This window comes from Kribbella sp. NPDC059898 (genome assembly GCF_042730855.1).
Taxonomy (GTDB): domain Bacteria; phylum Actinomycetota; class Actinomycetes; order Propionibacteriales; family Kribbellaceae; genus Kribbella.
This window is the reverse complement of the sequence record NZ_JBHWKR010000008.1, coordinates 36,640-61,882: the sequence shown is the minus strand read 5'-3', so window position 1 is coordinate 61,882 and position 25,243 is coordinate 36,640. Positions and strand designations below refer to the sequence as shown.

The following is a 25,243-nucleotide window of genomic DNA, read 5'->3' as shown; positions in this document are numbered from 1 at the left end:
ATGACCGTGACCACCCCCTCTTTGAGCCGCCGCAGCCTGCTGCGGAGCGCGGTCGGTGTCGCCGTGATGAGTGCCACCGGCGTCCCGACGCTGGTTGCCTGCAGCAACGGCAGTACGACGGCCGGGACCGCCCGCGCGTCCACGGTCACACTGCCGTCGTACGTGCCGTTCGCCGGACCGAAGCCAGATCTGGCCGGCACCGCGGACGGCGTACCGCCGGGCTACCGGACGTACCCGAAGGAGCTCGTCACCACCGTGAAGTCGCCACCGTTGAGCAGCGGCAAGGTCAGCGTGATGACCGACATCTTCGACCCACTGCCGCCGTCGAAGGACAAGAACGCAGCCTGGCAGGCGGTCGAAAAGCAGCTCGGCGGGACGCTGGATCTGACCATCGTCCCGGACAGCGACTGGGCAACGAAGTTCCAGACCGTGCTGGCCGCGAACCAGCTGCCGGACCTGTTCCTGCTGTCGGATTCGACGCTTGTCAACAATCTACCGGCGTTCCTGGCGGCGAAGTGCACCGACCTGACGCCGTACCTGAGCGGCGACAAGGTGAAGGACTACCCGAACCTGGCGAACGTCCCGCAGGTGATCTGGCAGGCGTGCGTCGTCCAGGACAAGATCTACGGGCTGCCGATCCCGCGCAGCATCACCGGCGGCGCCGGCTTCTACAACAAGCGACTGCTGGACGCCGCGGGCATCGAGTACCCGGCCAGCGCCGAGGACTTCCTCGCCGCCTGCAAGGAGCTGACCAAGCCGCAGCAGGGCCAGTGGGCGATCGTGAACTCGAAGGGCAACACGTTCTTCACGTTCGTCCAGCAGATGTTCGGCGTCCCGTACGGCTGGAAGGAGGACGGCGGCAAGCTCGTGAAGAGCTTCGAGACCCCGGAGTACAAGGCGGCACTCGAGTTCGCCGTCCAACTGGTGAAGGCCGGCGTCACCGTCCCCGGCTCCGACGGTGCCGACGGGACCGCCCGGAAGAACTCGTTCAAGTCCGGCAAGGGCGCGTTCGTGTACGACGGGTTCCCGGCGTACACCGACTACAGCAAGGCGATGAAGCGGCTCGACCCGAACAACGACCCGCGCGCGTTCGTGCCGATGGCGCCGAAGGGCGGCAAGGCGAATACCTGGGCCGACAACGTGCTGTTCGCGTACACGCTGATGAAGAAGTCCGACGAGGCCCGCGCCAAGGAACTGCTCGCGGTCGCGAACTTCTTCGCCGCGCCGTTCGGCAGCACCGAGAACCTGCTGCTCACGTACGGCGTCGAGGGCGTCGACTTCACCCGGGACGCGAACGGCAACCCGAAGCAGACCAGCAAGGGCGAGGCCGAGCTGACCGTGCCGTGGAAGTACATCGCTGCTCCCCCGCAGGTGCTGTTCAACGCGACCGACCCGACGTACGTCGACAACGCGCACGCGGACCTGACCAAGCTGCTCGGGATGGTCGTGAAGGACCCGACCACGTCGATGATCTCACCGACCAACGACAAGACCGGCGGCGACATCGGCCAGGCGTTCTCCGACGTCCGCAACGACGTGATCGCCGGCCGCAAGCCGATCGCCGCGTTCGACGCGGCGCTGGCGAAGTGGAAGAAGGACGGCGGCGACAAGATCCGCGGCGAGTACGAGACGGCGCTGAGCGGCGGTGCGAGCCCTCGATGAGCTGGCTGACCGAGGCCCGGTTCGGGCTGTTCGTGCACTGGGGCATCTACGCGGCCGCGGCGCGGCACGAGTGGGTGAAGTCGTACGAACAGCTCACCGACGCCGACTACCAGCCGTACTTCGACCACTTCGAGCCGGATCTGTACGACCCGGAGCAGTGGGCCGAGGACGCGTGGAACGCCGGCATGCGGTACCTGGTGATCACCACCAAGCATCACGACGGGTTCTGCCTGTGGGACTCGAAGCTCACCGACTACTCGGCGCCGCACACGCCGTACGGCAAGGATCTGCTGGCGCCGATGGTTTCCGCGTTCCGCGACCGCGGTTTCCGGATCGGGCTGTACCACTCGCTGCTGGACTGGCACCACCCGGAGTTCCCGGTGGATCTGTACCACCCGCAGCGGAAAGACGTGGACTTCATCGACCGTACGGCGGATCGCGACGTGTCGAAGTACGCCGACTACCTGCACGGACAGGTGCGGGAGCTGCTGACGTCGTACGGGCGGATCGACGTGATGTGGTTCGACTTCTCGTACGCGGATCGCGGGTTCAACGCGAAGGGGCCGGACGAGTGGCGGTCCGCGGAGCTGCTCGCGATGGTGCGGGAACTGCAGCCGGGGATCCTGGTCAACAACCGGCTGGGCCTCGGGTCGGGTGACTTCACGACGCCGGAGCAGGTGCAGCCGCCGGGGAACGAGGTTGCCGCCGGCAACGGTACGCAGGTGCCGTGGGAGGCGTGCCAGACGCTGAACGGCAGCTGGGGGTACCACCGCGACAACCACGACTGGAAGTCGCCGGCGTTGCTGATCCGGATGCTGGTCGACTCGGTCTCGAAGGGCGGCAACATGCTGCTCAACGTGGGACCGAACGGTCGCGGCGCGTGGGAGCCGCGGGCGCTCGAGGCGCTGGCCGGGGTCGGCTCGTGGATGAAGCTGCACGAACGGTCGATCCGCGGATGCGGGCCTAGTGCTTTTGTGCCGCCGGCTGATTGCCGGTACACGCAGAACGGGCGGCGGCTGTATCTGCACGTGTTCGCCTGGCCGATGGGTCATCTACACCTGCCGGGGCTGGGCGATCAGGTCGAGTACGCGCAGTTCCTGCACGACGCGTCGGAGGTCAAGCGGATGACGGTCGACCCGTCGGCGCCTGCCCACACGTACCTGACCGGGCTGCCGGAGAACACGCTGACCCTCAAGCTGCCGAACCGGGCGCCCGACGTCGACAGCTGCGTGATCGAACTCTTCCTGCGCGACTGAACCCCCGAACGACGAAGGCACCCACCTCGACCCGGTGGGTGCCTTCGTCCTTTCAGTCGCGGATCGTGGTCGGGTCGGTCGGCGGCGGGGTCAGGTGGAGAGCGCTGAGCTGGGCGGTCGCCTCAGCATCCACCGGTACGCCCCAGGCGCGGAAGAAGTCGCTCAGGTCGTGTCCGGCTGTGCGGCTGCAGAGGACGACCAGGTTGCGGAGGCGGAGTGCTTCGTCGGTGTAGTCGCCGGCGTACGGATGTTCTCCCCGGACGAGCTTGTGGAGGGTGGCCCAGAACTGGTTGCCAAAGGCAAGCCGTAGTTGTTCGAACATGACGAGTTTCTCGTACGGGTCGAAGGTGGTGCCGTAGGTGACTCCTGGGGAACGCAGCTTGCCGGGGGCGCTCTGCCACGGGGTGAGGCCGGTCTTCGCGTCCGGCGCGTGCAGCCGCGGCACCTGGCCGTACTTCGTCGCGAACACCGCGTTCACCGCGAGCGAGTAGATGTTGACCGTGACCTCGGTCAGCGAGCTCGGCTTGTACGTGATCTGCTGATGCTGGTGCCCGAGCTCGTGGTAGATGCCCCAGCCGCGCATCCTCAGCCCCTCGACGGTCAGCATCCGGTCCTGGATCGGCGGCGGGAACGACATGTGCCCGTGCGTCGCGTACGCGCCGACGCCGGTGATCGCGGACGGGTACCCGACGAAGTGGTACCGGTGGACGAGCCGCGCGTGCACCGGCGCGGAGCCGTCGTACCCGCTGGTCGCGTCCTCGATCCGGATGACGTCCTCGTAGGTGGACAGCAGGTCGGTGTGGTTCTCGTTGCGGTACGTCAGCGCCGACGCTCGCTCGACGGTGATCATCGCGTGCGGGCTGACGAACTCGACGTACGGCGTGGTCCGCTCGTCGAGCTGGCGCTGGAAGTCGGCCTCGCCGGTGCAGCCGAGGACGAAGTACGGCATCGGCTGGGCCTGCTCGCCGATCGTGACCTTCGCGCTGCCGGAGTCGCCGATCAGCTTCAGGTAGACGACGCCACCGCCGGCGTCGGAGATGGTGTTGCGGCCGGCCTGCAGCGGGTACTCGCGGGACGACTTGAAGGCGGCGCGGGCGTCGGCGTCCGGGGCGCCGATCACCAGCGTCGGGACGAGGCCCGTGTGCACGACGACGTTGAGCGCGGTGTCGGCGGGGAGGTAGAAGCCGGTGGTGCGGAGTTCGCTCGCGCTGAGCGAGTCCTGGGTGCGGTCGAGCTCCGTCGTGCGCGCGGACGGGAGCGCCGGGATCGTGATCGTGTTGCCGCCTGGTTGCACTTCGGCGGCTGCAGGTAGGGCAGGTACGGCGGCCAGTGCGACACCGGCTCCGGTGAATTGAAGGACACGTCGCCTGGTGAGCTGCGTGGGGCGGGCGTGCGGCATCATCGAACAACCTCCTGGTTGAACTTGCCAGCACCCGGCGACCCGGCCGGCCCTGGTGGCCGGCCCCGGTTGCTTGCGAAAACTAGTTGAAGGACACGCTGTGCGTGGCGCCGCGGGTGCCGCCGACGGCGACGTCGATCACCAGCTCCTTGCCGGTGGCAACCACCGTGACGGCCGGCTCCTTGGCGACCACCGTGCCGACGCGCCGCCCGACCGTCACGCGGACGACCTGTGCGGTCCGGCTCGGATCGGACACCGCAACCGTGGTCACGGGGCCTTCCCGCCCAATCACCACCGAGGCCGGCCCGTCGCTCGCGACGCCCGCCACCGCGTCCCCGGAGACGGATCCTGCGGCCCAGAAGTTCGCCAGTACCAGGCTCTCGCGGTGGGAGACGACCGCCTGGACTGTCGGATTGTTGACAAGAACAGTCAGCCCGGGGTCCGCCGACCGCTCAGCGGTCTGACGGGCGGTTGCATTGGGCAACAGAACGTACGCGTACGACCCGGCGTCCGTCCCGTGCTCGAACACGAGCTTGGCGTAGCGCCGGGTGTACGGCGTCGTCGAACCGGCGGTGTCGTTCCCGATGTTGATCTCCGACCACGAACCGGTCCGGTCCTCCCGCTCGACCCGCAGCTGACCGCCCGCCGGGAACACGTACCCGCCGACACCCTCCAGGTACGCCCACCGCGGATCGCCGTACGTCTGGTCGACGCCAGGCTGCCCGTCGACGACCAGCGCCGCCGTCCCGTTCTCGTGGACATTCCGATTGTCGACAATCGTCTCGACCGGATACCCGTCCGTCCCGACGATCCCGGCCCCGAGCGCGACCACCGAGTCCCGCAGACAGAACCACGACTTCCTGGCCTGCAAGCTCTTGTCGTAGTTGATCAGGTGCATCCCGACCGCACCCGCGACATCCTTGTACGACGCCCCGCCGACCCACTCCGCGAACGCCGCGACGGTCCCCGTACCGCTGCCGGTACCACCCGGCTGCCGCGGTTTCGTGCTGACCGTCGTACCGGGCATCCGCTGCGCGTCCACGGTCGGCCAGTACGCGTCGTAGTACTGCGACTGGTCGGCGTTGTACAGGTACGTCATACCGTCGCCGACGTACCAGCCGCGGAGGTTCTCGCCGTTGCCCCACTCGTAGCGGGCCATCCGCTTCGACGACATCGCGATCGCGAACGTCCAGCCCGGCCGGCGGTGCACGACGCGGTCCTGGTTGTAGAACTGGAAGTGCCGCGGCACCGCCGGCGCGGGTGTCACCGCGGTGTCCGCGAGCAGGGCCTTCGCGCGGGAGATCTCCGGGATCGATGCACCGGGCAGGTAGTCGGCGAGCCGGTCGCGGGTGATCCAGCTCTTCGCGAGTGCCTGGTAGCGCGAGGCATACGGCTCGGCGACACCGCTCGCGAGCAGCAGCACGGTCGACGTGGTGCCGTGGCCGTTGCGGTGGTCGCCGGCGGCCTCGCGGGAGATCGCGCGGCCGGAGACGCAGTCCATCATCAGACCGTCGACCATGAACGGCGCGAAGCTCGCGTCGACCGCGTCCAGCAGTACGGCGCGGTTCGGGTCGGTGATCTCCCAGCTGGAGCCGCCGAGCAGCGCGATCAGGTTCGCGACGCCGCCGAGCGCGACGTTGCCGTACGTGCCGACGTACGCGAGGTTGCCGTGCTGGACGAACGAGCCGTCACGGTAGAACCCGTCGCCGCTGGTCACGTAGGTGAAGACCGAGTTCTTCCCGGACTCGGCGACGTCGCTGAGCGCGTCGCGGGCGGTCGACAATCTGCTCGTCGACTTTCCGACGATCCCGCGGAGCGCGACGATCAGCGACTTGTCGACCCGGTTCGCGCCGGTCTCCCGCAGCGAGGGCAAGTTGGTCCGGCGGTTCGGGTCGGGAACGAAGTGGTCGACGGCGGTCAGGTACTTCGTGAGCTGGTCGGCCGAGAGCGCGTCGTACGCCAGCACGCAGGTGTCGAGGAGCGCCCGGGGTGCGCCGATCTCCCAGAACCACCAGTTCCCGGTCTCCTTCAGCGTCTCGTTGAACGAGTGCACATTGAGGAAGTCCAGCGCCCCGCTCAACAGCTCGCCGACCTCCGCACCCACGCCCGCGCCGGGTGTCGCGCGGGCCAGCGCGATCGTCTTCAGCCGGGTGTAGCTGATCGAGAAGTTGCCGCTCGACGGGCTCAGCGGCAGATCCGCCCACAGCGCCGTCCGCGCAGTGTCGACAATCAGCGTGTCGACAAACTGCTGCGCCTGCTGACTGAGCTTGCCGAGCGCACTCGCGTACGCCGGATCGCCGGCGTCGATCGCCCCACCGGTGTTCAGTTCGGCCCAACGCGCCCGGAGAACGTCGAACTCGTCCTCCGCGAACGCCCGGGTGGGCAGCCCCACGGCACTCAACGCACCGGCGGCAAGCCCCGCCTGCAACAACAGCCGACGACGAATGAAGGGCGGCATCGCGACTCCTCGACCAGGGGTAGTAAACGCTTACCCCACAGCCTGCCGCGTGTCCGTAACCGTCGTCAACAGCTCACTGCGATCACTTTTGATCACTTCGCAGCAGGCCGCCCGAGAGGCTACGGGAGCAGGTCGCGCACCACCGCGTCCGCGAGCAGCCGGCCGCGGTCGGTCAGCACCAGGCGCCCGTCCGCGACGATCGCTAGCCCGTCCGCGACGACCTGGTCCACCGCCGCTCGGCCGGCGGTGTCGAGCGCCTCGAGTGGGAGGCCGGCCGAGAGCCGGACCTCGAGCAGGACCCGCTCGATCCGGCGGGTCTCCGCGTCCAGGGTCTCCCGGGCGTACGCCGGGCTCTCGCCGGACGCGATCCGTTCGGCGTACGCGCTGGGGTGCTTCACGTTCCACCAGCGCACCCCGCCGGCGTGGCTGTGCGCGCCCGGGCCGATGCCCCACCAGGTGTCGCCGCGCCAGTACAGCTCGTTGTGCCGGCAGCGTGCCGCCGTACTGCGGGCCCAGTTGGAGACCTCGTACCACCCGAGGCCCGCGGCGGTCAGCAGCTCGTCGGCCAGCACGTACTTGTCGGCGAGGTCGTCGTCGTCCGGCATCGGCAGCTCACCGCGCCGGATCCGCCGCGCGAGCTGGGTGCCGTCCTCGACGATCAAGGCGTAGGCGCTCACGTGGTCGGGCTGCGCGGAGAGGGCCGACTCGAGCGACGCCCGCCAGTCGTCCAGCGATTCGCCCGGGGTGCCGTAGATGAGGTCGAGATTCACATGTTCGAAGCCTGCGGACGTTGCCTCACGAGCGGCCTGCAGTGCACGCCCAGGACTGTGTTGGCGGTCGAGGATCTTGAGCACGGCCGACGAGGAGCTCTGCATGCCGAAGCTGATCCGGTTGAAGCCCACGGCCCGTAGTTCGTCCAGATAGGCGGGGTCGACCGACTCCGGGTTCGCCTCCGTGGTCACCTCCGCGTCCGGCGCGAGCCCGAACTCGTCCCGGACCGCCGCCAGCATCTTCCCGAGATCGGCGGCCGGCAGCAGGGTCGGCGTACCGCCCCCGAAGAACACCGTGTCGACCGGCCGATCCAGGTCCGCCAGCACCCGTCGCGCGAGCCGCACCTCGGCGACCGCGTTGTCGGCGTACGACGCCTGCGACCCGCCGCCACCCAGCTCCGTGGCCGTGTACGTGTTGAAGTCGCAGTACCCGCAGCGTGACGCGCAGAACGGTACGTGCAGGTAGAAACCGAAGGGCCGCCCGGCGGCCTCACGGACGGCAGCTTCCGGCAGCGCCCCGTCCCGGGGCGCAACCTCCCCCTCGGGCAATGTCGACGGCACCCGTCCATCCTACGGAACTGTTTCGACACCGGATTTCCGTCGTTTCGCGCCTCACACACGGTCCGGCAGTCGTTACATTCGGTTCATGGACACCGAGGCTCAGCCCGTCGGACGTGCCACCCGGAACGCGGTCGTGGTGGCGATCATGCTCGGAATGCTGCTCGCGGCGCTCGACCAGACGATCGTGGCGACCGCACTGCCGACCATCGTCAGCGACCTCGGCGGCGCCAACCACCTGTCCTGGGTGGTGACGTCGTATCTGCTCGCCGAGACGATCATGACCGCGCTGATCGGGAAGTTCGGCGACCTGTACGGGCGCAAGCCGATGTTCCTGACCAGTGTCGTGCTGTTCCTGGCCGGATCCGCGCTGTGCGGGATGGCCCACTCGATGCTGTGGCTGGTCGGCTCCCGCGCGATCCAGGGCCTCGGCGCCGGCGGCCTGATGGTCACCGCGATGGCCGTCATCGTGGACGTCGTACCGCTGAGCGAACGCGGTAAGTACCAGGGCGTGATGGGTTCGGTGTTCGGGGTGTCGACGGTCGCCGGGCCGCTGCTCGGCGGGCTGTTCGTCGACCACCTGAGCTGGCGCTGGGCGTTCTACGTCAACCTGCCGCTCGGCATCATCGTCCTGATCGTTGCCTCGATCACCCTTCCGTCGGTGAAGGCCGCGGTCGGGCCGAAGATCGACTACCTCGGGATCCTGTCCATCGGGATCGCCGCGACCGGGCTGACGCTCGTCACCACCTGGGGCGGGAACGAGTACGCCTGGACGTCGACCGTGATCATCGCGATGGCGGTCGGGTCCGTGGCCGCGCTGGGGCTGTTCGTGATCGCGGAACGAAGAGCGGCGGAACCACTGCTGCCGTTGCGGCTGTTCCGCTCCCCGGTGTTCACGGTGTGCTCGATCATGAGCTTCATCATCGGGTTCGCGATGCTCGGCGGCGTCACGTACCTGCCGACGTACCTGCAGTTCGTGCACGGCGCCTCCGCGACCGAGTCCGGCTTGCAGATGCTGCCGCTGGTGTGCGGGCTGCTGGTCGCGTCGGTGGTGGTCGGGCAGATCATCAGCAAGACCGGGCGGTACCGGCTGTTCCCGATCTTCGGCACGGTCCTGATCGGCGTCGGGCTGTTCCTGCTTTCGCTCCTCGACAACACCACGTCGTACGTCGAGACCGCGGGCTTCATGGTGGTCCTCGGGCTCGGCGTCGGCGCGTGCATGCCGGTGCCGACCGTCGTCGTCCAGAGCACCGTCGACTACTCGGACCTCGGCGTCGCCACCTCCGGCGTGAGCTTCCTGCGGACGATGGGCAGCTCGTTCGGGGTGGCGGTGTTCGGGTCGATCTACGCGCACCAACTGCCGGAGAAGCTCGGCGTCGCGGCCGCCGCCGCGAAGGTCGACCCGCGGGTGGCGGCGACCGTGGAGGGCGTCCGCGGGCTGCCGGACGCGGCGCGGTCGGTGATCACCGCGGCGTACGCCGACTCGCTGCACGTGGTGTTCTTCTGGGCGGTACCGGTCGCCGGGCTGGGGTTCCTCACCGCGCTGCTGCTGAAGGAGGTCCCGCTCCGCGACACCGCGCGGATGGCCGCGTCCGACGTCGGCGAGAACTTCGCGGCGCCGGCCTCGTTCGACTCCGAACGGGAGCTCCAGAAGCTGGCGGCGCTCGTCGTACAGCACCACAAACGCAACCCGGCCCCCGAGGTACTCGCGCAGTCCGGGCTGCCGTTGAGCGCGGCGCAGACCTGGATGATCATGCGTGTCTTCCGCGGCGGCGCGGAGTCCGGGTCCGCCACGCTGGCCGAGATGACCGGCGACCTGCGGATGCCGCCCGGCGTCCTCGAACCGTTGGCCACCCAACTGGTTGCCGACGGCTACTTGTCGGAGACCCTCGGCCACTACCGCTTCACCACCCTCGGCCTGGAGATGTTCCAGCGCTTCGTCGGCGCCTTCCGCGTCTGGATGCTCGAACGCCTCGACGACTGGGACGTGGACAACTCCGAGGCGTTCTCCCAGGCCGTCGACCGCCTCGCCGAACAGATGATCGACCGCGGCCAGTCCCTCACCACCGGCAAACACGCCCTCCCGGTCTGAGCCGGACCACTCAACCCCCGGGGCCAGTCCAGAAGGCCGTGAGGTTGAGGCCGGTGGCTCCGGTCGGACCACGGAGCCTGAGGCGGTTCAACTCGATGCGGTAGGTCAACGGCGTCCGAAGACTGTCGACCACATCTCGCTCGAGTTCGGCAGCACGCTCGGTGGAACGGCCCGGGGTGATGACCAGATCAGTGAACGTGAGCGTGTCATCGGTCCGCGTCACGGTGGCCGTGAACGGGCTCGCGCCGGTGAAGCCGGTGACCCGCGCGCCGTCGAAGACGATGGTCGCGGGACCGACGAGAGGGTAGGCCCGGGAGGAGCGTCCTCCCGCAGTACGACGGATTTCACAGCCCAGGTGGTGCCGTCGAGGGGGAGGTCGGGCTCGGCGATCCGGCGGTCGAGGAGTTCGAGCGTGGTGCTACCGCTGGTGAAGGTGAGTACGTCGCCGTCGACGACCCACGCGGGCTCACTCGTCAGGAACTCGGCGATCCACTCGTCCTGCGCGTTCAGCTCGTCTCCGCAGTTCATCTGGGTCACGATCCCGCGCTCGAACAGCAGTACGCCGTCGTCGAGCATGATCAGCCCGTTGAACTCGTTGCACCCGGCGCGGGCGGCCAGCAGTCCGTCCTTCCGGACCTGCAGCCACAGGCGAGTCCCGAGCACGAACGGCCGTTCCACCCCGTCCACCGTCACCCGGACAGACAAGTACGTCTTTCCCAGCGGTGACTTGTCCCCACCGACCAACGGTCCGTACACCGTCATCTCGTACCCCCTCCGTCAGAGGTTGTTCAGCCAGGATTGCAGGGTGGTGAGGGTTTGGGGGGTTACGCCCTGGTGGGGGTCGATCGGTGGGAGGAAGGTGGGGGCCGGGTGGTGGGTGGCGAGCCAGGTGGTGTCCTGGGTGGTTGGTTCGTCGTCGAGCCAGGCGAAGGGGCGGGTGCCTGCCCACGATGCGAGGCCGCGAGTCTTCCAGTGGAGGCCGTACCAGTGGTCTTCCGGCTCGGGGTCCGATTCCCATGTCACCACGGGCAGGTGCGGGAGACCTAGGAGAGGAGCGAGCTCGAGGTTGGCGTCTTCGCCCCAGGTCGTTGCCCAGACGAGTTCGCACGGTAGCGCGGCCAGCCGCGGGCCGACGCCGGCGACGAGGTGCCGGCCGGCGGGATCGCCCGTGAACGGCAGCAGCGTGCCGTCGACGTCGAGGAACAGGATCGGGTCACCGCTGCTCGTCATCCCCAGGTCTCCCCCATGTGTGCAGCAAGTCCACCATGCCCTTGGGCCACGCGTATGCTCACCGGCATGTTGAGCGATGGCGTGCGGACGGTACCCGCGGGCGGGGTCGGCCATTGGGTACGGGTGGTGGGCGCGCGGAACGGCGGTACGCCCCTGGTCCTGCTGCACGGCGGCCCCGGCGAGAGCTCGTACGGCGTCGAGCGGTCGGTCGGTGACGCGCTCGCCGAGTTCGTCCCGGTGGTGTTCTACGACCAGCGCGGCTGCGGCCGTACGGAGCGTCCGTCCGACGCGTCGACGTACACGATGGAACGTCTGGTCGCGGACCTCGACGAGGTGCGTACGGCGCTGGGCGTCGAGCGGATCGTCCCGTGGGGCGTGTCCTTCGGCGCACTGCTGGCCGCCGAGTACGCCGTTGCCCACAGCAACCATGTGGACCGGCTGGTGCTGCACGCCCCGCCGATCGTCGATCCGCTGCACCCCGGCCTGTGGACGATGCGCCCGGGCGCCGTCGACCCGCTGCTGACCGACGCCGAACGGACCGCGCTGCGTACCCAGCTCGCCGACGTCACCGAGCCGCTGGACCGTACGGTCGCCGCGCTCGGCGCGATCGCCCAGAGCGAGAACGCGGCCGCGTTCTTCTACCACGACCCGTCGAACATCCCCGCCGACGACGAGAACGCGCCGCCGCCGAACATGGACGTGGCGATGGCCCTGGTCGGCAACGAGCGCCCCGAACTGGTCGACGACCTCGCCGCGCTCGACCTCCCGACCCTGATCCTGGCCGGCCTCTGGGACCGCCAGGTCGGCTTCGACATCCCCCGCGACCTCGCCACCCGGCTGCCCCAGGCGACGCTGGAGATCTTCCAGCACTCGGCCCACTCGATCGACGAGGAAGAGCCGGCCCGGTACGTCGAGTCGATCCGCAAGTTCCTCGCCCGATGAACGCGTGGACCTCGCCCGAGTACCCGGGCCGCGGACTCGCGGTCGGACGTGATGCCGACGGCGTCCCGTTCTTCGCGTACTGGCTGACCGGCCGCTCCCCCGCGTCGCAGTCCCGCGAACTCGTCGTCAACGACCGCGAACTCATCGTCCGCGACACCTCCGGCGGCCCGGTCGACGACCTGCGCCACTACACGGCAGCAACTCGCGGCGACGACTGGTTCATCCTCGGCAACGGCACCCAGGTCGCCGCCCTGACCGCGACCCGCGCAACACACCCCGACCTCCAACTCGCCCTACGCCAACTGACCTACGAACCCGACCCGCCCATCCGCACCCCACGCATCACCGCGAGCGCCGTGCTCAGGGACGATGAGCTCACCGACGTCGTCGTCGGCTCGGCCCGGGCGTACGGCGGTGCGCCGGAACTGACCGAGCATCCGTCCGTGTACCTGGCGCGGATCGCACCCGGGACCGCCGTCACGACGACCACCTACGACGGCACCGCGACAGCGATCACCACCAACGGGCGGCCTGTGACGGTCGACGTATCGAGGTCGTGGGCCTCCGTCACCGACGCGATCTGGGCAAGCCTCACGCCGTCGCTCCGGGTCGCGGTGGTGACGGTCCGGCTGGACCGGGACATCTTCGCGGACGTCCGCACCGCGGCTCGATAGGGCTACTCGTACATCTTGTCGAGGAGGTCGGCGTACTCGGATTCGACGTATTTGCGTTTGAGTTTGAGGCTGGGGGTCATCTCGCCGGACTCGACCGTGAGGTCGCGGTCGAGGATGGTGAACTTCTTGATGGTCTCCCAGCGGTTCAGGCCGGCGTTGAGTTCGTCGACGTACCCCTGGACCATGGCGCGGGCGGCGTCGGAGGTGACGATCTCGGCGTACGGCTTGCCGGCGAGGCCGTTCTGGTCCGCCCAGCCGGTGATGGCGTCCGGGTCGAGGGTGACCAGCGCGGAGACGAAGTTGCGCAGGTTGCCGTGCACGATGAACTGGCTCGCGTACGGGCAGATGGTCTTGAAGCGGCCCTCGATCACCTGCGGTGCGACGTACTTGCCTCCGGACGTCTTGAACAGGTCCTTTTTGCGGTCGGTGATGTAGAGGAACTCGTCCTCGAAGTGCCCGATGTCGCCCGTGTGGAACCAGCCGTCGGCGTCCAGCACCTCGGCGGTCTGCTCGGGCTGGTTGTGGTACCCGCTCATCACGCCGTCGCCCTTGATCAGGATCTCGCCGTCCTCGGCGACCTTGAACGACGTCCCGGGGAACGCCGGGCCGACACTGCCGAGCCGGTACTGCGTGGGCCGGTTCAAGGTGGACCCTGCCGACGTCTCCGACAGCCCGTACCCCTCGAGGATCAGCAGCCCGGCCGCGTGGAACCACTCCGCCAGCGACTTGTCGAGCGCCGCGGACCCGGACACGAAGAACCGGATCCGGCCGCCGAAGCGGGCCCGGATCTTCGACAGCACCAGCCGGTCCGCCGCGGCGTACTGCGCGCCCAGCAGCCCCGACGGCTCGCGTCCGGCCTGCCGGAGCGCGGAGACCTTCGCGCCGACCCCGAACGCCCAGTCGAACATCTTGGCCTTGGCGCCGCCCTCGGACTGGATCATCGTCTTGATCCGGGCGTGCGCCTTCTCGAAGATCCGCGGCGCCGCCGCCATGAAGGTCGGCTGGACGATCGCCGCATTGTCGACAATCTTGTCGATCCGGCCGTCCACCGCGGTGGCGAAGCCGATCTGGCACTGGACCGCGAGCAGGACCTGGCCGAACACGTGCGACAACGGCAGCCAGAGGAACTGCAGGTCGTCCGGCGACAACACTCGCATCCCCTCGACCGCGGCGCCCTCGTATGTCCACACCGAGTGCGGCAACCGGACCCCCTTCGGGCGGCCCGTCGTACCGGACGTGTAGATCAGCGTGCACAGGGTGCCCGGTCCGATACCGGCAATCCGATCGTCGACAATCGACGGATGCCCGGCCAGGTAGTCGTCGCCGAGCAGGTCCAGCTGGCCGAGCCCGATCACCCAGTCGCCGTCGCGCTCCTCGGGCGTCCCGTCCAGCAGCACGACCTTGCGCAGCGACGGTGTCTCGGACCGGTGCTCGCGGAGCTTGTCGACCTGCCCCGCGTCCTCGGCGAACACCACCTGTACGTCGGCGTCGGCCACGATGAACGCCACGTCCGCGGACATCGTCGACGGGTAGATCGTCGTCGTCGCGGCGGCCGCGAGGACGGCGGCCAGGTAGCACTCGATCCACTCGATCCGGGTGCTCGCGGCGATCCCGACCCGCTGCTCGGGTTCGACCCCGAGCGCGATCAGGCCGGCGGCCCGGCGCCGGGTCAGCGCCTCGGTCTCCCGCCAGGTGACCGACTTCCACTGGTCTCCGCGCGGAAAGCGGAACGCCTCCCGCTCAGGCGTCGCCGCCACCCGGTCCAGGAACATCTGGGCCATGGTGCCCTTGCGGTTGCTGAGGAGTGCGAGCTGGCCGGGATCGGCGACAGGCGTCATGACTGGCCTCCATCGGGGGTCAAGTAAACCGGACAGTAATAGCAATCCACGCGGCTGACCATGCCACTCGCTTGCCCACCGGAACCTTCTCCATTACGTTTCCGCAACATGCGCACACGGTCGGTGCTAACCGCCTCACTATCCGTCCTGCTGCTCGCGATCGGGATCCCGGCGCGCGCGGCGGCCCCGCCGGCCGAGTTCGGCTCGGACTACGACGACCCGCGGACGCCCGCGCCGGCCGTCGCGGTCCCGCACACGCGGCACTGCGAAGTGCAGATTGTCGACAATCAGTTCCGGAACTTCGACCCGTACCGGTCGACGTACACGCCGCCGGCCGACTGCCAGGGTCCGTGGTCGAAGGTCGTGCTGCGGATGCACGGCGCGGTCAAGGGCGTGCAGTACGACCGCCTCGGGCACCTCACGATCGGCGGCGTCGGCGTGTTCCGGACCTCGACGCCGGAGCCGAGCGCCGACGGCATCGAGTGGAACGTGGAGAAGGACGTCACGTCGTACAGCCCGCTGCTGCGGACGACGCAGCCCGTCGTCATGGAGCTCGGCAACGTCGTCGACGACACGTACACCGGCGTCCTCGACATCAAGGTCACGCTCGACTTCTACACGACGGACCGCCGCGCGCCCGCCGCGAAGACGGCCGACGAAGTACTCCCGCTGCAGGACCAGACCCGTGACGGCGCGGATCTGAGGGGTACGGCGACCCTCCCGAAGAACACGACCCGGGTCCTCGGTGAGGTGTATGTCACGGGCTCGGGCGGCGGCTGCGAGGAGTTCTGGGACACCTCCGCACCGGCCTCGACCGGGTACTCCTGCCCCGACGGTTCGCCGTACCGCGAGGTCGACGTGAGTATCGACGGCAAGCTCGCCGGCATCGCCCTGCCGTACCCGTACATCTACACCGGAGGCTGGTCGAACCCGTACGAGTGGCGTCCCTCGCCCGCGCCGCGCGCCTTCGACATCAAGCCCGTGACGTACGACCTGACGCCGTTCGCGGGCCTGCTCGCCGACGGCAGGCCGCACGAGTTCCGCATCCACGTCGACGGCGTACCGGCGGGCCAGTCCGGCTGGTTCACGGTCCCCAACCTGCACGTGTGGACCGACGCGCACCGCGCCCGGACGACCGGCGCGCTCACGTCGTACGCCGTCAGCCCGCTCGCCAAGACAGAAGTCACCGGCACCGGCTCTGTCAACATGACCGCGTCCCGCACACTCAAGATCAGCGGGTACGTCGACACCTCGGCCGGCCGGATGCATACCACCGTCGAGCGCAACCTGAGCAATGTCTCCAAGCACACCTGGGATGCGGGTGAGTCCCACGACGCCCTCGACGCGAACTGGCGCGATACCGAGACCACGATCAGCAACGGCCGCGTGCACCGTACCGACCTCGACTACGGCAAGAACGGCCTACTGACGTTCTTGCCCAACGCAACGATCCCCGGCGGGTACGACGTGGTCACGGACCTCAAGATCTACGACACGATCCGTACTCCCGGCCTCACCACGACCGAGACGTACGACGGCCGCGCGTCCTGGATCTACGGCGTACCGCGCGACCAGCGCCACGCGACCGGCGCCCAAACCGTACGCTTCCGGGCAACCGGCCACGGGTGTTACGACCACACACTGGCCGCGGTGAACGGCGTCTACACGAAGGACTTCTACCGCTGCTGAGCGGCCAGCAGTTCCGCGATCTGGACGGCGTTGAGGGCGGCGCCCTTGCGGAGGTTGTCGTTCGAGACGAAGAGGATCAGCCCGCGGTTGTCCGGGACCGACTGGTCCTGGCGGATCCGGCCGACGTACGACGGGTCCTGGCCGGCCGCGAGGAGCGGGGTCGGGAGGTCCGCGAGCGCCACACCGGGAGCGGCACGGAGCAGCTCGGTCGCCTCCGCCGGGGTGATCGGCTCGGCGAACTCGGCGTGGATGCTGAGCGAGTGCCCGGTGAAGACCGGGACCCGGACGCAGGTGCCGGCGACCGGCAGGTCCGGGAGGTGCAGGATCTTCCGGCTCTCGTTGCGGAGCTTCTGCTCCTCGTCGGTCTCACCGGTGCCATCGGCAACGATCGACCCGGCCAGCGGGAGCACGTTGAACGCGATCGGCCCGGCGTACACCTTCGGCTCGGGCAGCGTGATGCCGTCGGTCCCGCGTGCGAGCTTGCCGCCGGCCACGGCCAGGTCACGCGCCTGGTCCTCGAGCTCGGTCACGCCGACACCGCCGGAGCCGGAGACGGCCTGGTACGTCGAGACCACGAGGCGGGTCAGCCCGGCAGCGCGGTGCAGCGGGGCGAGGACCGGCATCGCGGCCATCGTCGTGCAGTTCGGGTTCGCGACGATGCCCTTGGGGATGGTGTTCAGGTCGTCCGGGTTCACCTCGGAGACGACCAGCGGTACGTCGGGGTCCATCCGCCAGCCGGACGAGTTGTCCACCACGACCGCACCGGCCGCCGCAACCCGCGGGGCGAGCTCCTTCGAGGCCGTCTTCCCGTTCGAGAACAGCGCCAGCTCGAGCCCCGTGAAGTCCGCCGTCGCGGAGTCCTCGACGACGATCTCCCGGTCGCCGAACGGCAGCTTCGTACCGGCCGACCGCGCGGACGCGAAGAACCGCACCTCGTCGAGCGGGAACGTGCGCTCGAGCAGCAACTCGCGCATGACCCCGCCGACCTGACCCGTCGCACCGAACACACCTACTCGCATACGACCGAGGGTAGTAGGTGCCCACGGCGCCCGCCCGCACATTTCAGCGGGCGGACGCACACCGCAGGCGGGAGGCTGCCCGTGCGCGAGGGTGTCGGGGGTCCGGATGCCAGGGCCATCACAATCGCTCGGGGGCGGGCCGGTGCAGGCTCGGCTGCCGGCGGATCGGGCGATTGTGATGGCCTGGCGATCCGGGGTCAGGCGTCGGCGGCCAGGGTGCCGCCGTTGGCGACGTCGGTCTTCTCGATCTCGGTGAAGACGATCCGGACCGCCTCGCGCTTGGCGCCGAGGATCGCGATCGCGGAGTCGGTGACGGCGGCGACGAACTCGCGGCGCTGGTCGAGGGTGCGGCCGGAGAGCAGTTCGACGGTGATGTTCGGCATCAGGCGGTTCTCCTGTGGGTTGTTTTCGAACAGTGTTTCAGGACCGGGCCGCCGCCGCGTGCGCGGTGACCTCGGGGTCGGTGTTCAGCGAGTCGACCAGTTCGTCGACCTCGGACCGGTGCTCCGGCGCGAGCAGGCCGAGGCCCACGTACACCAGCAGAGAGGTTGCCAGCGGCAACGCGACGACCAGGGTCTGGTCGGTGGATCCGACGCCGTACTTGACGACCGCCCACGCGATCAGCCCGATCGCCCAGGACGCCAGCGCGGCCCGCGACCCGCTCCGCCGGAACCACGGCAGCAGCCCGAGCATCAACGGGATCGCGATCGGCCCCATCGTGGCCGCGACCAGGTCGACGACGATCTTCAGCACCACGCCTTCGCCGTTGGTGGCGATCGCGATCAGCATGCTCACCGTGACGAACGTGAACGTCACGATCCGCGCCATCTTCAGCGTCGCACCGTCGGTCAGCTGCCGCACCCGCGGCACGAGCACCGGCGCGAGGTCGCGGGTGATCACCGACGAGATCGCGTTCGCGTCGGAGGCCACCATCGCCATCGTGTGCGAGAAGAACCCGGCCAGCACCAGCCCGATCAGCCCGCTCGGCAGCAGCAGCTGCGACAACGCGACGTACGACTGCTCGGGCTTGCCCGGGTGTACCAGCAGCGGCGCCGCGCACATCGGGATGAACAGGACCAGCGGCCAGACCAGCCACAACGCCGACGACAGCAGCGCGGACTTCTTCGCGGCGGAGCCGGACGGAGCGGCCATGTAGCGCTGCGCCAGGTTCCACATGCCGCCGTTGTACTCGAACGTCTTGATGAACAGGAACGCGATCAGGAAGATCGGCGTGTACGGCCCATTCAGCGCGTGACCGTGCCCGGCCGGCAGTTGGTCCCACATCTTCCACAGCGTCGGTACGCCGTCCAGGTGGCGCAGCACGCCGACGAACATCGCGACACCGGCCGCGAACTGGATCACGAACTGCCCGAAGTCGGTGAGTACGTCGGCCCACAGCCCGCCGAGCGTCGCGTACAGCATCGTCACCACGCCGGTGAGCAGGATCCCCCACCGGATCGGTACACCGGTGAAGCCGTTCAGCAGTACGGCGATCGCGACCCACTTGGACGCGATGTCGACGACCTTGAGCGCGGCACCGGAGTACGCGAGCGCCTGCTGGGTCGGCAGGTTGTACCGCCGGGCGAGGTACTCCAGCGGTGACACGACCCCGTGCTTCGCGCGCAGCCGGTTCCAGCGGGCGGCGAACAGGAACGCGCCGACGCCGACGCCGATCCCGATCGTCATCGCCCACCAGACGTAGACGGTGATGCCGTACGAGTACGCGACCGCCGCGAACGCGACGAACATCACCGCGCTGTAGCCGGACATGTGATGCGAGATGCCGGACAGCCACCAGGGGATCCGGCCTCCGGTCGTGAAGTAGTCGACGACGGTCTTGATCTTGGTGCGTGACCAGAGCCCGATCAGCACCATCAGCACGAAGTAGCCGACCAGGACCGTCCAGTCCACAGCGGTCATCGGGGATCCTCCCAGGGGCGTTGGGCGAGTGCTTGAGAGGTTCCACCGAACAGAACTCGGTGTCAAGACACGGAACTTGGAACAATTCCGAAACCTGTTCCAGCGTTGACATGCTGTTCTGCTGAGTAGAACCTTGTTCCGTGACTCTGCAGATCAGGCACGCCACCCATCCCGAGCAGCTGCCCGGCTTCGACACGGCCGCGCTGCGCCGCCACTACCTGGTGGACGACCTCTTCGTCCCCGGCGCCGTCACCGCGGTGCTCACCCACCACGACCGGATCGTGCTCGCCGGCGCCCGCCCGACGGACGGCCCGCTGACCCTCGGCACCTACCCCGAGCTGCGCAGCGAGTACTTCCTCGAACGCCGCGAGGCGGGCCTCGTCAACGTCGGCGGACCCGGCACGGTCACCGCGGACGGCACGAAGTACGAGCTGACCACCGGTGCCTGCCTGTACGTCGGACGCGGCGTCCGCGAGGTGGTCTTCGAGGGACCCGAGGCGGCGTACTACGTGTTCTCGGCGCCCGCGCACACGACGTACCCGGTCGCGCTGATCAACCCGGGCGAGGGGAACCGGATCGAGGCCGGCGACCCGCTGACCGCGAACCGGCGGACGATCGACCAGTTCATCCATGCGGACGGCGTCCGGAGCTGCCAGATCGTGCTCGGCGTGACGACGCTGCACGCGGGCAGCACCTGGAACACGATGCCCGCGCACACCCACGACCGGCGGACCGAGTGCTACCTGTACTTCGGGCTGCCGGAGACCGAGCGGATCGTCCACCTGCTCGGCGAACCCGACGAGACCCGGCACCTGCTGGTCGCGGACCGGCAGGCGGTCATCTCCCCCAGCTGGTCGATCCACTCCGGCTGCGGCACGTCGTCGTACAGCTTCGTCTGGGCGATGGCCGGCGAGAACCAGGCGTTCGGCGACATGGACGGTGTCGACGTCCGGGAGCTGCGGTGACGTCCTTCGGTCTCGAAGGACGGACCGCGCTGGTCACCGGGGCGCGGCGCGGGATCGGCGCCGCGATCGCGGCCGGGTACGCCGCGGCCGGCGCGGAGCTGATCCTGCTGGCCCGGGACGCGGCGCTCGAGGACACTCTCGAGGCGATCAAGCGGAACGGCGGCGGCGACGCGACCGTGGTGACCGCGGACTTCGCCGACCCGGCCGCGGTGGAACGCGCGGCGCTGCAGATTGCCGGCCATCGGAACGTCGACATCCTGGTCAACAACGCCGGCACGATCCGGCGCGCGCCCGCGGCCGGGACCACGACCGCGGACTGGCAGCACGTGATCGACGTGAACCTGAACTCCACCTGGGCGGTGACCCGGCCGATCGGCGCCGCGATGGCGGAACGCGGCGCCGGGAAGATCGTCACGATCGCGTCGCTGCTCAGCTTCCAGGGCGGGATCCGGGTCCCGGCGTACACAGCCAGCAAGCACGCGGTGGCCGGGCTGACCCGGGCGCTGGCGAACGAGTGGGGCCCTGCCGGGGTCCAGGTGAACGCGATCGCGCCCGGGTACATCAGTACCGACAACACCACCGAACTGCGGGCGGATCCGGAGCGCGAGGCCACGATCCGGGAGCGCATCCCGGCCGGCCGCTGGGGGCGGCCGGAGGACGTTGTCGGCGCCGCGGTGTTCCTGGCGTCGGCCGCGGCGGATTACGTCAACGGGCACGTTCTCGCCGTCGACGGTGGCTGGCTGGCGAGATAGGGGTGGCAGGATGTCCGACATGAGTTCGCCCTCGGCCATCGACAAGACGCTGATGGTGCTGGACGCCGTACTGGAGCATTCGCGGTTCACCGACGTGGTGAACGCGACCGGTCTGGCCAAGTCGACCGTGCACCGGATCATGGCGTCGCTGGTCGAGCACGAGTTCGTCACGCAGGCCGACGACGGGTCGTACCACCCGGGCCCGAAGGCGCTCCGGCTCGCCGGGCACGCGCTGACGAACGTCGATCTGGCGACCGTGGCCCGGCCGGTGCTCGCGGACCTGGTCGCGCAGACCCGCTGCACGGTGCACGTCGGACTGCTGAACGGCGACGAGGCGATCTACGTCGCGCGGCTCGACGGCCCGAAGCCGTACCGGATGCCGTCCCGCGTCGGCAAGGCGATCTGGCTGCACTGCACCGGCATCGGCAAGGCGCTGCTCGCCGAGAAGGACGACGAGGCGCTCGACGTCCACATCACCCGCACCGGCCTGCCCGCCCGTACGCCGCTGACACACACCACCGCTGCCGCGCTGAAGGCGGACCTCGCGCAGACCCGGGCCCGCGGGTACGCGCTCGACGACGAGGAGAACGAGCCGGGCATCCGCTGCGTCGCCGCGGTCATCCACGACCACACCGGCGCCGCGATCGCCGCGGTCAGCATCTCCACGCTCTCACTCGAGCAGTCGATCGCCCAGGTCGCCCTGATGGCCCCCGCCGCGCTCGAGGCCGCCCGCAAGATCTCCGCGGCGCTCGGCTACCGCGAACCGACCAGCTGACGCGCCGCCGCCCACCGGACCACCGGGACGAACAGCACGCCGACGACCGCGAACCACCCGCCGAGGATGATCCACCCCGGGACGCCGAGGCCGAGCGGGAGCAGCGCCAGGACCGTTGGCGCGACCATCGAGCTGATCGACATACTGGTGTTCCAGACACCTTGGTACTGCCCCTGGGCGTGACCTGGCGCGAGGTCGAAGCTGAGCAGGAACGAGCCGGACGACTGCAGCAGTTCGGCGATCACCTGGACGAACGCGCCGACCGCGAGCAGCGCCACCGCGATCACCGCGTTGCCCCAGGTGGCGCCGGCCATCAGCACCATCGATGCCAACAGCAACAGTCCCGCGGTGCGCGTGGCCCGGGCCGCCGTGGCCGGGTCGGCGATGCCGCGCGACGACCGTACCTGGAACAGCGAAACCACGACGGTGTTGATGATCAGCAGCACCGCGACCGTCCAGCGCGGGGCGTCCGTGTGGTCGACGACCCACAGCGGGATCGCGACGTCGAGGACCGCGAAGTGGATGCTCATCCCCGCGTTCAGCGCCGCCACCGCGAGGTACGCCCGGTCGCGCAGCGCGATCCACACCGGCCCGTCGTCGTCGTGCGGCTGCGGCGCGACCCGCGGGATCGCCAGTACGACGAACGCCGCGACGCTGCTCAGTACGGCGTCGAGCACGAACATCAGGCGGTACGCCGGACCCGTGTCGAAGTGCAGCGCGAACGCGCCGATGCCCGCGCCGGCCATGATGCCGATGTTCGTGACCGCCCGGAGGTACGCCCGCGCCGCGACCCGCCCGGCACCGGTGGTGACCGCGGCGATCAGCGCCGCCCGGACCGCGCCCGCGCCGCGGTCGATCATCGTCAGCACGATGCTCACGACCAGGAACTGCCAGAAGTTGTGCACGAACAGGTAGACCAGCGAGGACGCGCAGACCAGCAGACTCAGGACGACGAACAGTCCGCGCGGGCCACGCCGGTCGGCGAGATGCCCGAGCGGTACGGCGGACAGCAGGCCGAACAGGCCCGCGATCGTGAGCCCGAGGCCGACCTGCGCGATGCTGAGGCCGACGATCCGGTTGAAGTACAGCACGCTGACCGTCATCAGCAGGCCGTTCCCGACCCGGCTGAGCAGAGTGGCGAGCGCGAGCGGACGCAACGGTCCAGGCGCCGGCAGCACTCCCTGGGTCGACGGCGCGCTCATCCGCGCGTCACGACACGCTGCGCGTTCTCGCGCAACTCCTCCATCAGGTCGACGCCGGAGTCGAGCATGCGCTGCATCTTGACGGGATCCTCCAGGGCGAACATGAGTGCGACCGTGACCTCGTGGTCCGGCCGGCTGACGATCTCGATCGGGTCGCCCGCACCGATCGAACCGGTGCGCAGAACCTTCAGGTACGCGCCGGGCCGCCGGGCCTGATGGAAACGCTTGACCCAGCGGGGCAGCTGCATCCGGTGCTGGAACGTGATGCACGGGATCCGCGGCGCCCGCACCATCACCTCGACCTCGGGCCCGATCCGCCAGACCTCGCCGAGCAGCGCGCCGTTCACGTCGAGCCCCTCGGTGCGGAGGTTCTCGCCGAACAGCCCGGTCGGGATGTCGCGGCCGAGTTCGTCCGCCCACCACTTCGCGTCCTCGTCGGCGTACGCGTAGAGGGCGAGGTCCGGGCCGCCGTGGTTCTTGGTGTCGCAGACCCGGTCGCCGGCCAGCCCGAGCTCGCCGACGCGGACCCGGCCGCGCTGGGGCCGCTTGTCGATCGCGGTGAAGCCGGTCTCCTTCGGCCCGGGGATCAGCTCCTCGACCACGTTGACCGTCAATACCCGCATACCCGCATCTTCTCCCGGCGTCGCGGGTGTTTCCACCGGTTTAACGCGGTGTGAGCGGCAGTACGGCGATGATCAGCAATGTCGCCGCGGTCGCCGCCGCGCCGATCCAGGCGGCGGCGCCGTACCCGGACTCGTGTGGGAAGACACCGGTGGTGTGGGCGGCGAGGATCAGCCCGCCGAGCGCGCTGCCGGTGGAGAAGCCGACGCTGCGGACGACCGCGTTCACGCTCATCGCGCTGGCGGTCTCGGCCTTCGGGGTGACCGCCAGGATGACCGTGGGCATGGCGGCCGAGAACGCGCCGACGCCGAAGCCGAGGATGCCGATGGCAACGATCGGTTCGACCTGGTGTGAGCGGGTGACTGCGAAGAGTACGAACGCGGCGAGGACGAAAGCGGTACTTGCCGCCAGCAACAGGCGGGCGCCGAGACGGTCGCGCCACTGCGGGACCAGGCGGCCGGCGACGAAACCGAGGACCGAGAACGGGACCAGGACGAGGCCCGCCTGGAACGTGTTCAGGCCGAAGCCGTAGCCGGCGGGCGCCGGGGTCTGGACGTAGCGGGTGATCAGGCTGAACAGCAGATACATGCCGACGCCGCCGGTGAGCATCACCAGGTTGGCGGCGGCGACCGCCGGGTGGCGGAGCAGTTTGACGTCGACCAACGGGTGCTCGGTGCGTAGTTCGAGGAAGGTCCAGCCGATCAGCAGGAGGACGGCTGCCAGCAGGACGGTGATGGCGAGGGCGGGGTGGTCGGTCCAGACAGTGGTGTCGCCGATCACCAGCAGGAGGGCGGGGAGGGCGATCGCGAGCAGGACCGCGCCGCGGACGTCCAGCCGGATCCGCGGGCGGTTCGGGGCTTGCGGGAGTACGACGAACGCTGCGGCGAGGGCCGCCGTAGTGATGAGGAGGCCCAGGCCGTACGCCGTCCGTACGCCGGCGAGGTCCGTGAGTAGACCGCACAACGGGTAGCCGATGCCGATCCCCGCGGTGGTGGTGACCGACAGGAGCGCGATCGTCCGCGTGGCGCGGTGCTCGTCGAGGTGGTCGCGGGCGATGGCCATCATCAGCACGACGAGGCCAAGTCCGGAGCCCTGGAGCGCGCGGCCGATCAGCAGGAACGCGAACGGCAACGGCAGGACGGTCAGCAGGCTGCCGATCACCTCGGCCCCGAGCATCCACAACACCACTTTCCGCCGCCGCGGCCCGGCCCCCAGCCGCCCGAACACCGGCGTCGCCACCGCACCCGCCAGCAACGCAATCGTCAACGTCCACTGCGAAGCCGCCAACGAGACGCCGTAAGCCTCAGCCACCGCGGTGATCAACGGCGCCCCCAGGCTCCCGATAACAGCCCCCACCAACCCGACAAAGACGAGAAATCCCACGAGCAATCCCGGCGAGGGGTGAGGGGCACCCATGGCTG

General features: G+C 69.3%; 22 protein-coding genes. 9 read left to right on the top strand and 13 right to left on the bottom strand.

Annotated elements, in window-relative coordinates; translation table 11 throughout:
• Both ACFV9C_RS24545 and ACFV9C_RS24540 read left to right on the top strand, forming a co-directional pair.
• Positions 1–1,662 carry an extracellular solute-binding protein gene (locus tag ACFV9C_RS24545; protein ID WP_380197060.1) on the top strand — a complete coding sequence of 554 codons (1,662 nt, stop codon included), beginning with the start codon at positions 1–3 and terminating at the stop codon, positions 1,660–1,662.
• Complete coding sequence (locus ACFV9C_RS24540; protein ID WP_380197058.1) at positions 1,659–2,918, top strand: alpha-L-fucosidase; 1,260 nt, start codon at positions 1,659–1,661, stop codon at positions 2,916–2,918. The genes ACFV9C_RS24545 and ACFV9C_RS24540 overlap by 4 nt, the downstream gene beginning before the upstream one ends.
• A gap of 52 nt (positions 2,919–2,970) precedes the next feature.
• Here the strand turns inward: ACFV9C_RS24540 and ACFV9C_RS24535 are convergent, their stop codons facing one another.
• The 3 genes from ACFV9C_RS24535 to hemW all read right to left on the bottom strand — a co-directional run bounded on the left by ACFV9C_RS24535 (position 2,971) and on the right by hemW (position 8,106).
• Positions 2,971–4,320, bottom strand: a complete 1,350-nt coding sequence (locus ACFV9C_RS24535; RefSeq protein WP_380197056.1) for a M60 family metallopeptidase — start codon at positions 4,318–4,320, stop codon at positions 2,971–2,973.
• 79 nt (positions 4,321–4,399) lie between these two features.
• Positions 4,400–6,775: a polysaccharide lyase 8 family protein gene (locus tag ACFV9C_RS24530; RefSeq protein WP_380197055.1), complete on the bottom strand. Its 2,376-nt coding sequence runs from the start codon at positions 6,773–6,775 to the stop codon at positions 4,400–4,402.
• A gap of 119 nt (positions 6,776–6,894) precedes the next feature.
• Complete coding sequence (gene hemW / locus ACFV9C_RS24525; protein ID WP_380197053.1) at positions 6,895–8,106, bottom strand: radical SAM family heme chaperone HemW; 1,212 nt, start codon at positions 8,104–8,106, stop codon at positions 6,895–6,897.
• 85 nt (positions 8,107–8,191) lie between these two features.
• Between hemW and ACFV9C_RS24520 the strand changes: the two genes are divergently transcribed.
• On the top strand, positions 8,192–10,195 hold the full coding sequence (locus tag ACFV9C_RS24520) for an MDR family MFS transporter (RefSeq protein ID WP_380197052.1): 2,004 nt from the start codon (positions 8,192–8,194) through the stop codon (positions 10,193–10,195).
• Positions 10,196–10,205: 10 nt separating this feature from the next.
• Here ACFV9C_RS24520 and ACFV9C_RS24515 read toward each other — a convergent pair whose 3' ends face one another.
• The 3 genes from ACFV9C_RS24515 to ACFV9C_RS24505 are packed head-to-tail and all read right to left on the bottom strand — an operon-like array spanning position 10,206 to position 11,425.
• The gene (locus tag ACFV9C_RS24515; RefSeq protein WP_380197610.1) at positions 10,206–10,478 is read right to left on the bottom strand and encodes an META domain-containing protein; all 273 of its coding nucleotides are present in this window, start codon (positions 10,476–10,478) and stop codon (positions 10,206–10,208) included.
• Positions 10,415–10,957: an META domain-containing protein gene (locus ACFV9C_RS24510; RefSeq protein WP_380197050.1), complete on the bottom strand. Its 543-nt coding sequence runs from the start codon at positions 10,955–10,957 to the stop codon at positions 10,415–10,417. The genes ACFV9C_RS24515 and ACFV9C_RS24510 overlap by 64 nt, the downstream gene beginning before the upstream one ends.
• A 15-nt stretch (positions 10,958–10,972) precedes the next feature.
• Complete coding sequence (locus tag ACFV9C_RS24505; RefSeq protein ID WP_380197048.1) at positions 10,973–11,425, bottom strand: hypothetical protein; 453 nt, start codon at positions 11,423–11,425, stop codon at positions 10,973–10,975.
• A 66-nt stretch (positions 11,426–11,491) separates the two neighbouring features.
• Here ACFV9C_RS24505 and ACFV9C_RS24500 point away from each other — a divergent pair, with 66 nt between their 5' ends.
• Positions 11,492–12,367, top strand: coding sequence for an alpha/beta fold hydrolase (locus ACFV9C_RS24500; protein WP_380197046.1), 876 nt, complete (start codon positions 11,492–11,494; stop codon positions 12,365–12,367).
• The gene (locus ACFV9C_RS24495) at positions 12,364–13,041 is read left to right on the top strand and encodes an IMP cyclohydrolase (protein WP_380197045.1); all 678 of its coding nucleotides are present in this window, start codon (positions 12,364–12,366) and stop codon (positions 13,039–13,041) included. Before ACFV9C_RS24500 ends, ACFV9C_RS24495 begins: the two co-directional genes overlap by 4 nt.
• A gap of 2 nt (positions 13,042–13,043) precedes the next feature.
• Here the strand turns inward: ACFV9C_RS24495 and ACFV9C_RS24490 are convergent, their stop codons facing one another.
• Positions 13,044–14,879, bottom strand: a complete 1,836-nt coding sequence (locus ACFV9C_RS24490; protein ID WP_380197043.1) for an AMP-dependent synthetase/ligase — start codon at positions 14,877–14,879, stop codon at positions 13,044–13,046.
• 108 nt (positions 14,880–14,987) lie between these two features.
• Here ACFV9C_RS24490 and ACFV9C_RS24485 point away from each other — a divergent pair, with 108 nt between their 5' ends.
• Entirely contained in the window at positions 14,988–16,568 is a 1,581-nt protein-coding gene (locus tag ACFV9C_RS24485; RefSeq protein ID WP_380197042.1) for a peptide-N4-asparagine amidase, read from the top strand.
• Here ACFV9C_RS24485 and ACFV9C_RS24480 read toward each other — a convergent pair.
• The 3 genes from ACFV9C_RS24480 to ACFV9C_RS24470 form a co-directional block, all read right to left on the bottom strand.
• On the bottom strand, positions 16,556–17,587 hold the full coding sequence (locus tag ACFV9C_RS24480; RefSeq protein WP_380197040.1) for an aspartate-semialdehyde dehydrogenase: 1,032 nt from the start codon (positions 17,585–17,587) through the stop codon (positions 16,556–16,558). The two genes, ACFV9C_RS24485 and ACFV9C_RS24480, sit on opposite strands and share 13 nt — an antisense overlap.
• Positions 17,588–17,784: 197 nt before the next feature.
• Entirely contained in the window at positions 17,785–17,970 is a 186-nt protein-coding gene (locus ACFV9C_RS24475; protein ID WP_131459181.1) for a tautomerase family protein, read from the bottom strand.
• Positions 17,971–18,007: 37 nt separating this feature from the next.
• A complete protein-coding gene (locus tag ACFV9C_RS24470) occupies positions 18,008–19,507 on the bottom strand; it encodes a sodium:solute symporter family protein (protein WP_380197038.1) in 1,500 nt (499 codons plus the stop codon).
• 140 nt (positions 19,508–19,647) lie between these two features.
• Between ACFV9C_RS24470 and kduI the strand changes: the two genes are divergently transcribed.
• Genes kduI through ACFV9C_RS24455 form a run of 3 tightly spaced genes read left to right on the top strand, consistent with a single transcriptional unit; the run spans position 19,648 to position 21,999 of the window.
• A complete protein-coding gene (gene kduI / locus ACFV9C_RS24465) occupies positions 19,648–20,472 on the top strand; it encodes a 5-dehydro-4-deoxy-D-glucuronate isomerase (RefSeq protein ID WP_380197036.1) in 825 nt (274 codons plus the stop codon).
• Positions 20,469–21,224 (top strand): SDR family oxidoreductase, encoded by a 756-nt coding sequence (locus ACFV9C_RS24460; protein WP_380197034.1) that lies wholly within the window; start codon positions 20,469–20,471, stop codon positions 21,222–21,224. Before kduI ends, ACFV9C_RS24460 begins: the two co-directional genes overlap by 4 nt.
• Positions 21,225–21,243: 19 nt before the next feature.
• Positions 21,244–21,999 (top strand): IclR family transcriptional regulator, encoded by a 756-nt coding sequence (locus tag ACFV9C_RS24455; protein WP_380197032.1) that lies wholly within the window; start codon positions 21,244–21,246, stop codon positions 21,997–21,999.
• On the opposite strand, the gene ACFV9C_RS24450 is transcribed toward ACFV9C_RS24455, so the two are convergent.
• From ACFV9C_RS24450 to ACFV9C_RS24440, 3 genes are read right to left on the bottom strand one after another with little or no spacing between them, the layout of a single operon-like run.
• The gene (locus tag ACFV9C_RS24450) at positions 21,978–23,201 is read right to left on the bottom strand and encodes an MFS transporter (RefSeq protein WP_380197030.1); all 1,224 of its coding nucleotides are present in this window, start codon (positions 23,199–23,201) and stop codon (positions 21,978–21,980) included. The genes ACFV9C_RS24455 and ACFV9C_RS24450 overlap by 22 nt on opposite strands.
• Positions 23,198–23,824, bottom strand: coding sequence for an MOSC domain-containing protein (locus ACFV9C_RS24445; RefSeq protein WP_380197028.1), 627 nt, complete (start codon positions 23,822–23,824; stop codon positions 23,198–23,200). Before ACFV9C_RS24445 ends, ACFV9C_RS24450 begins: the two co-directional genes overlap by 4 nt.
• A 40-nt stretch (positions 23,825–23,864) precedes the next feature.
• Positions 23,865–25,238, bottom strand: coding sequence for an MFS transporter (locus tag ACFV9C_RS24440; RefSeq protein WP_380197607.1), 1,374 nt, complete (start codon positions 25,236–25,238; stop codon positions 23,865–23,867).
• Between the last annotated feature and the right edge of the window lie 5 nt (positions 25,239–25,243).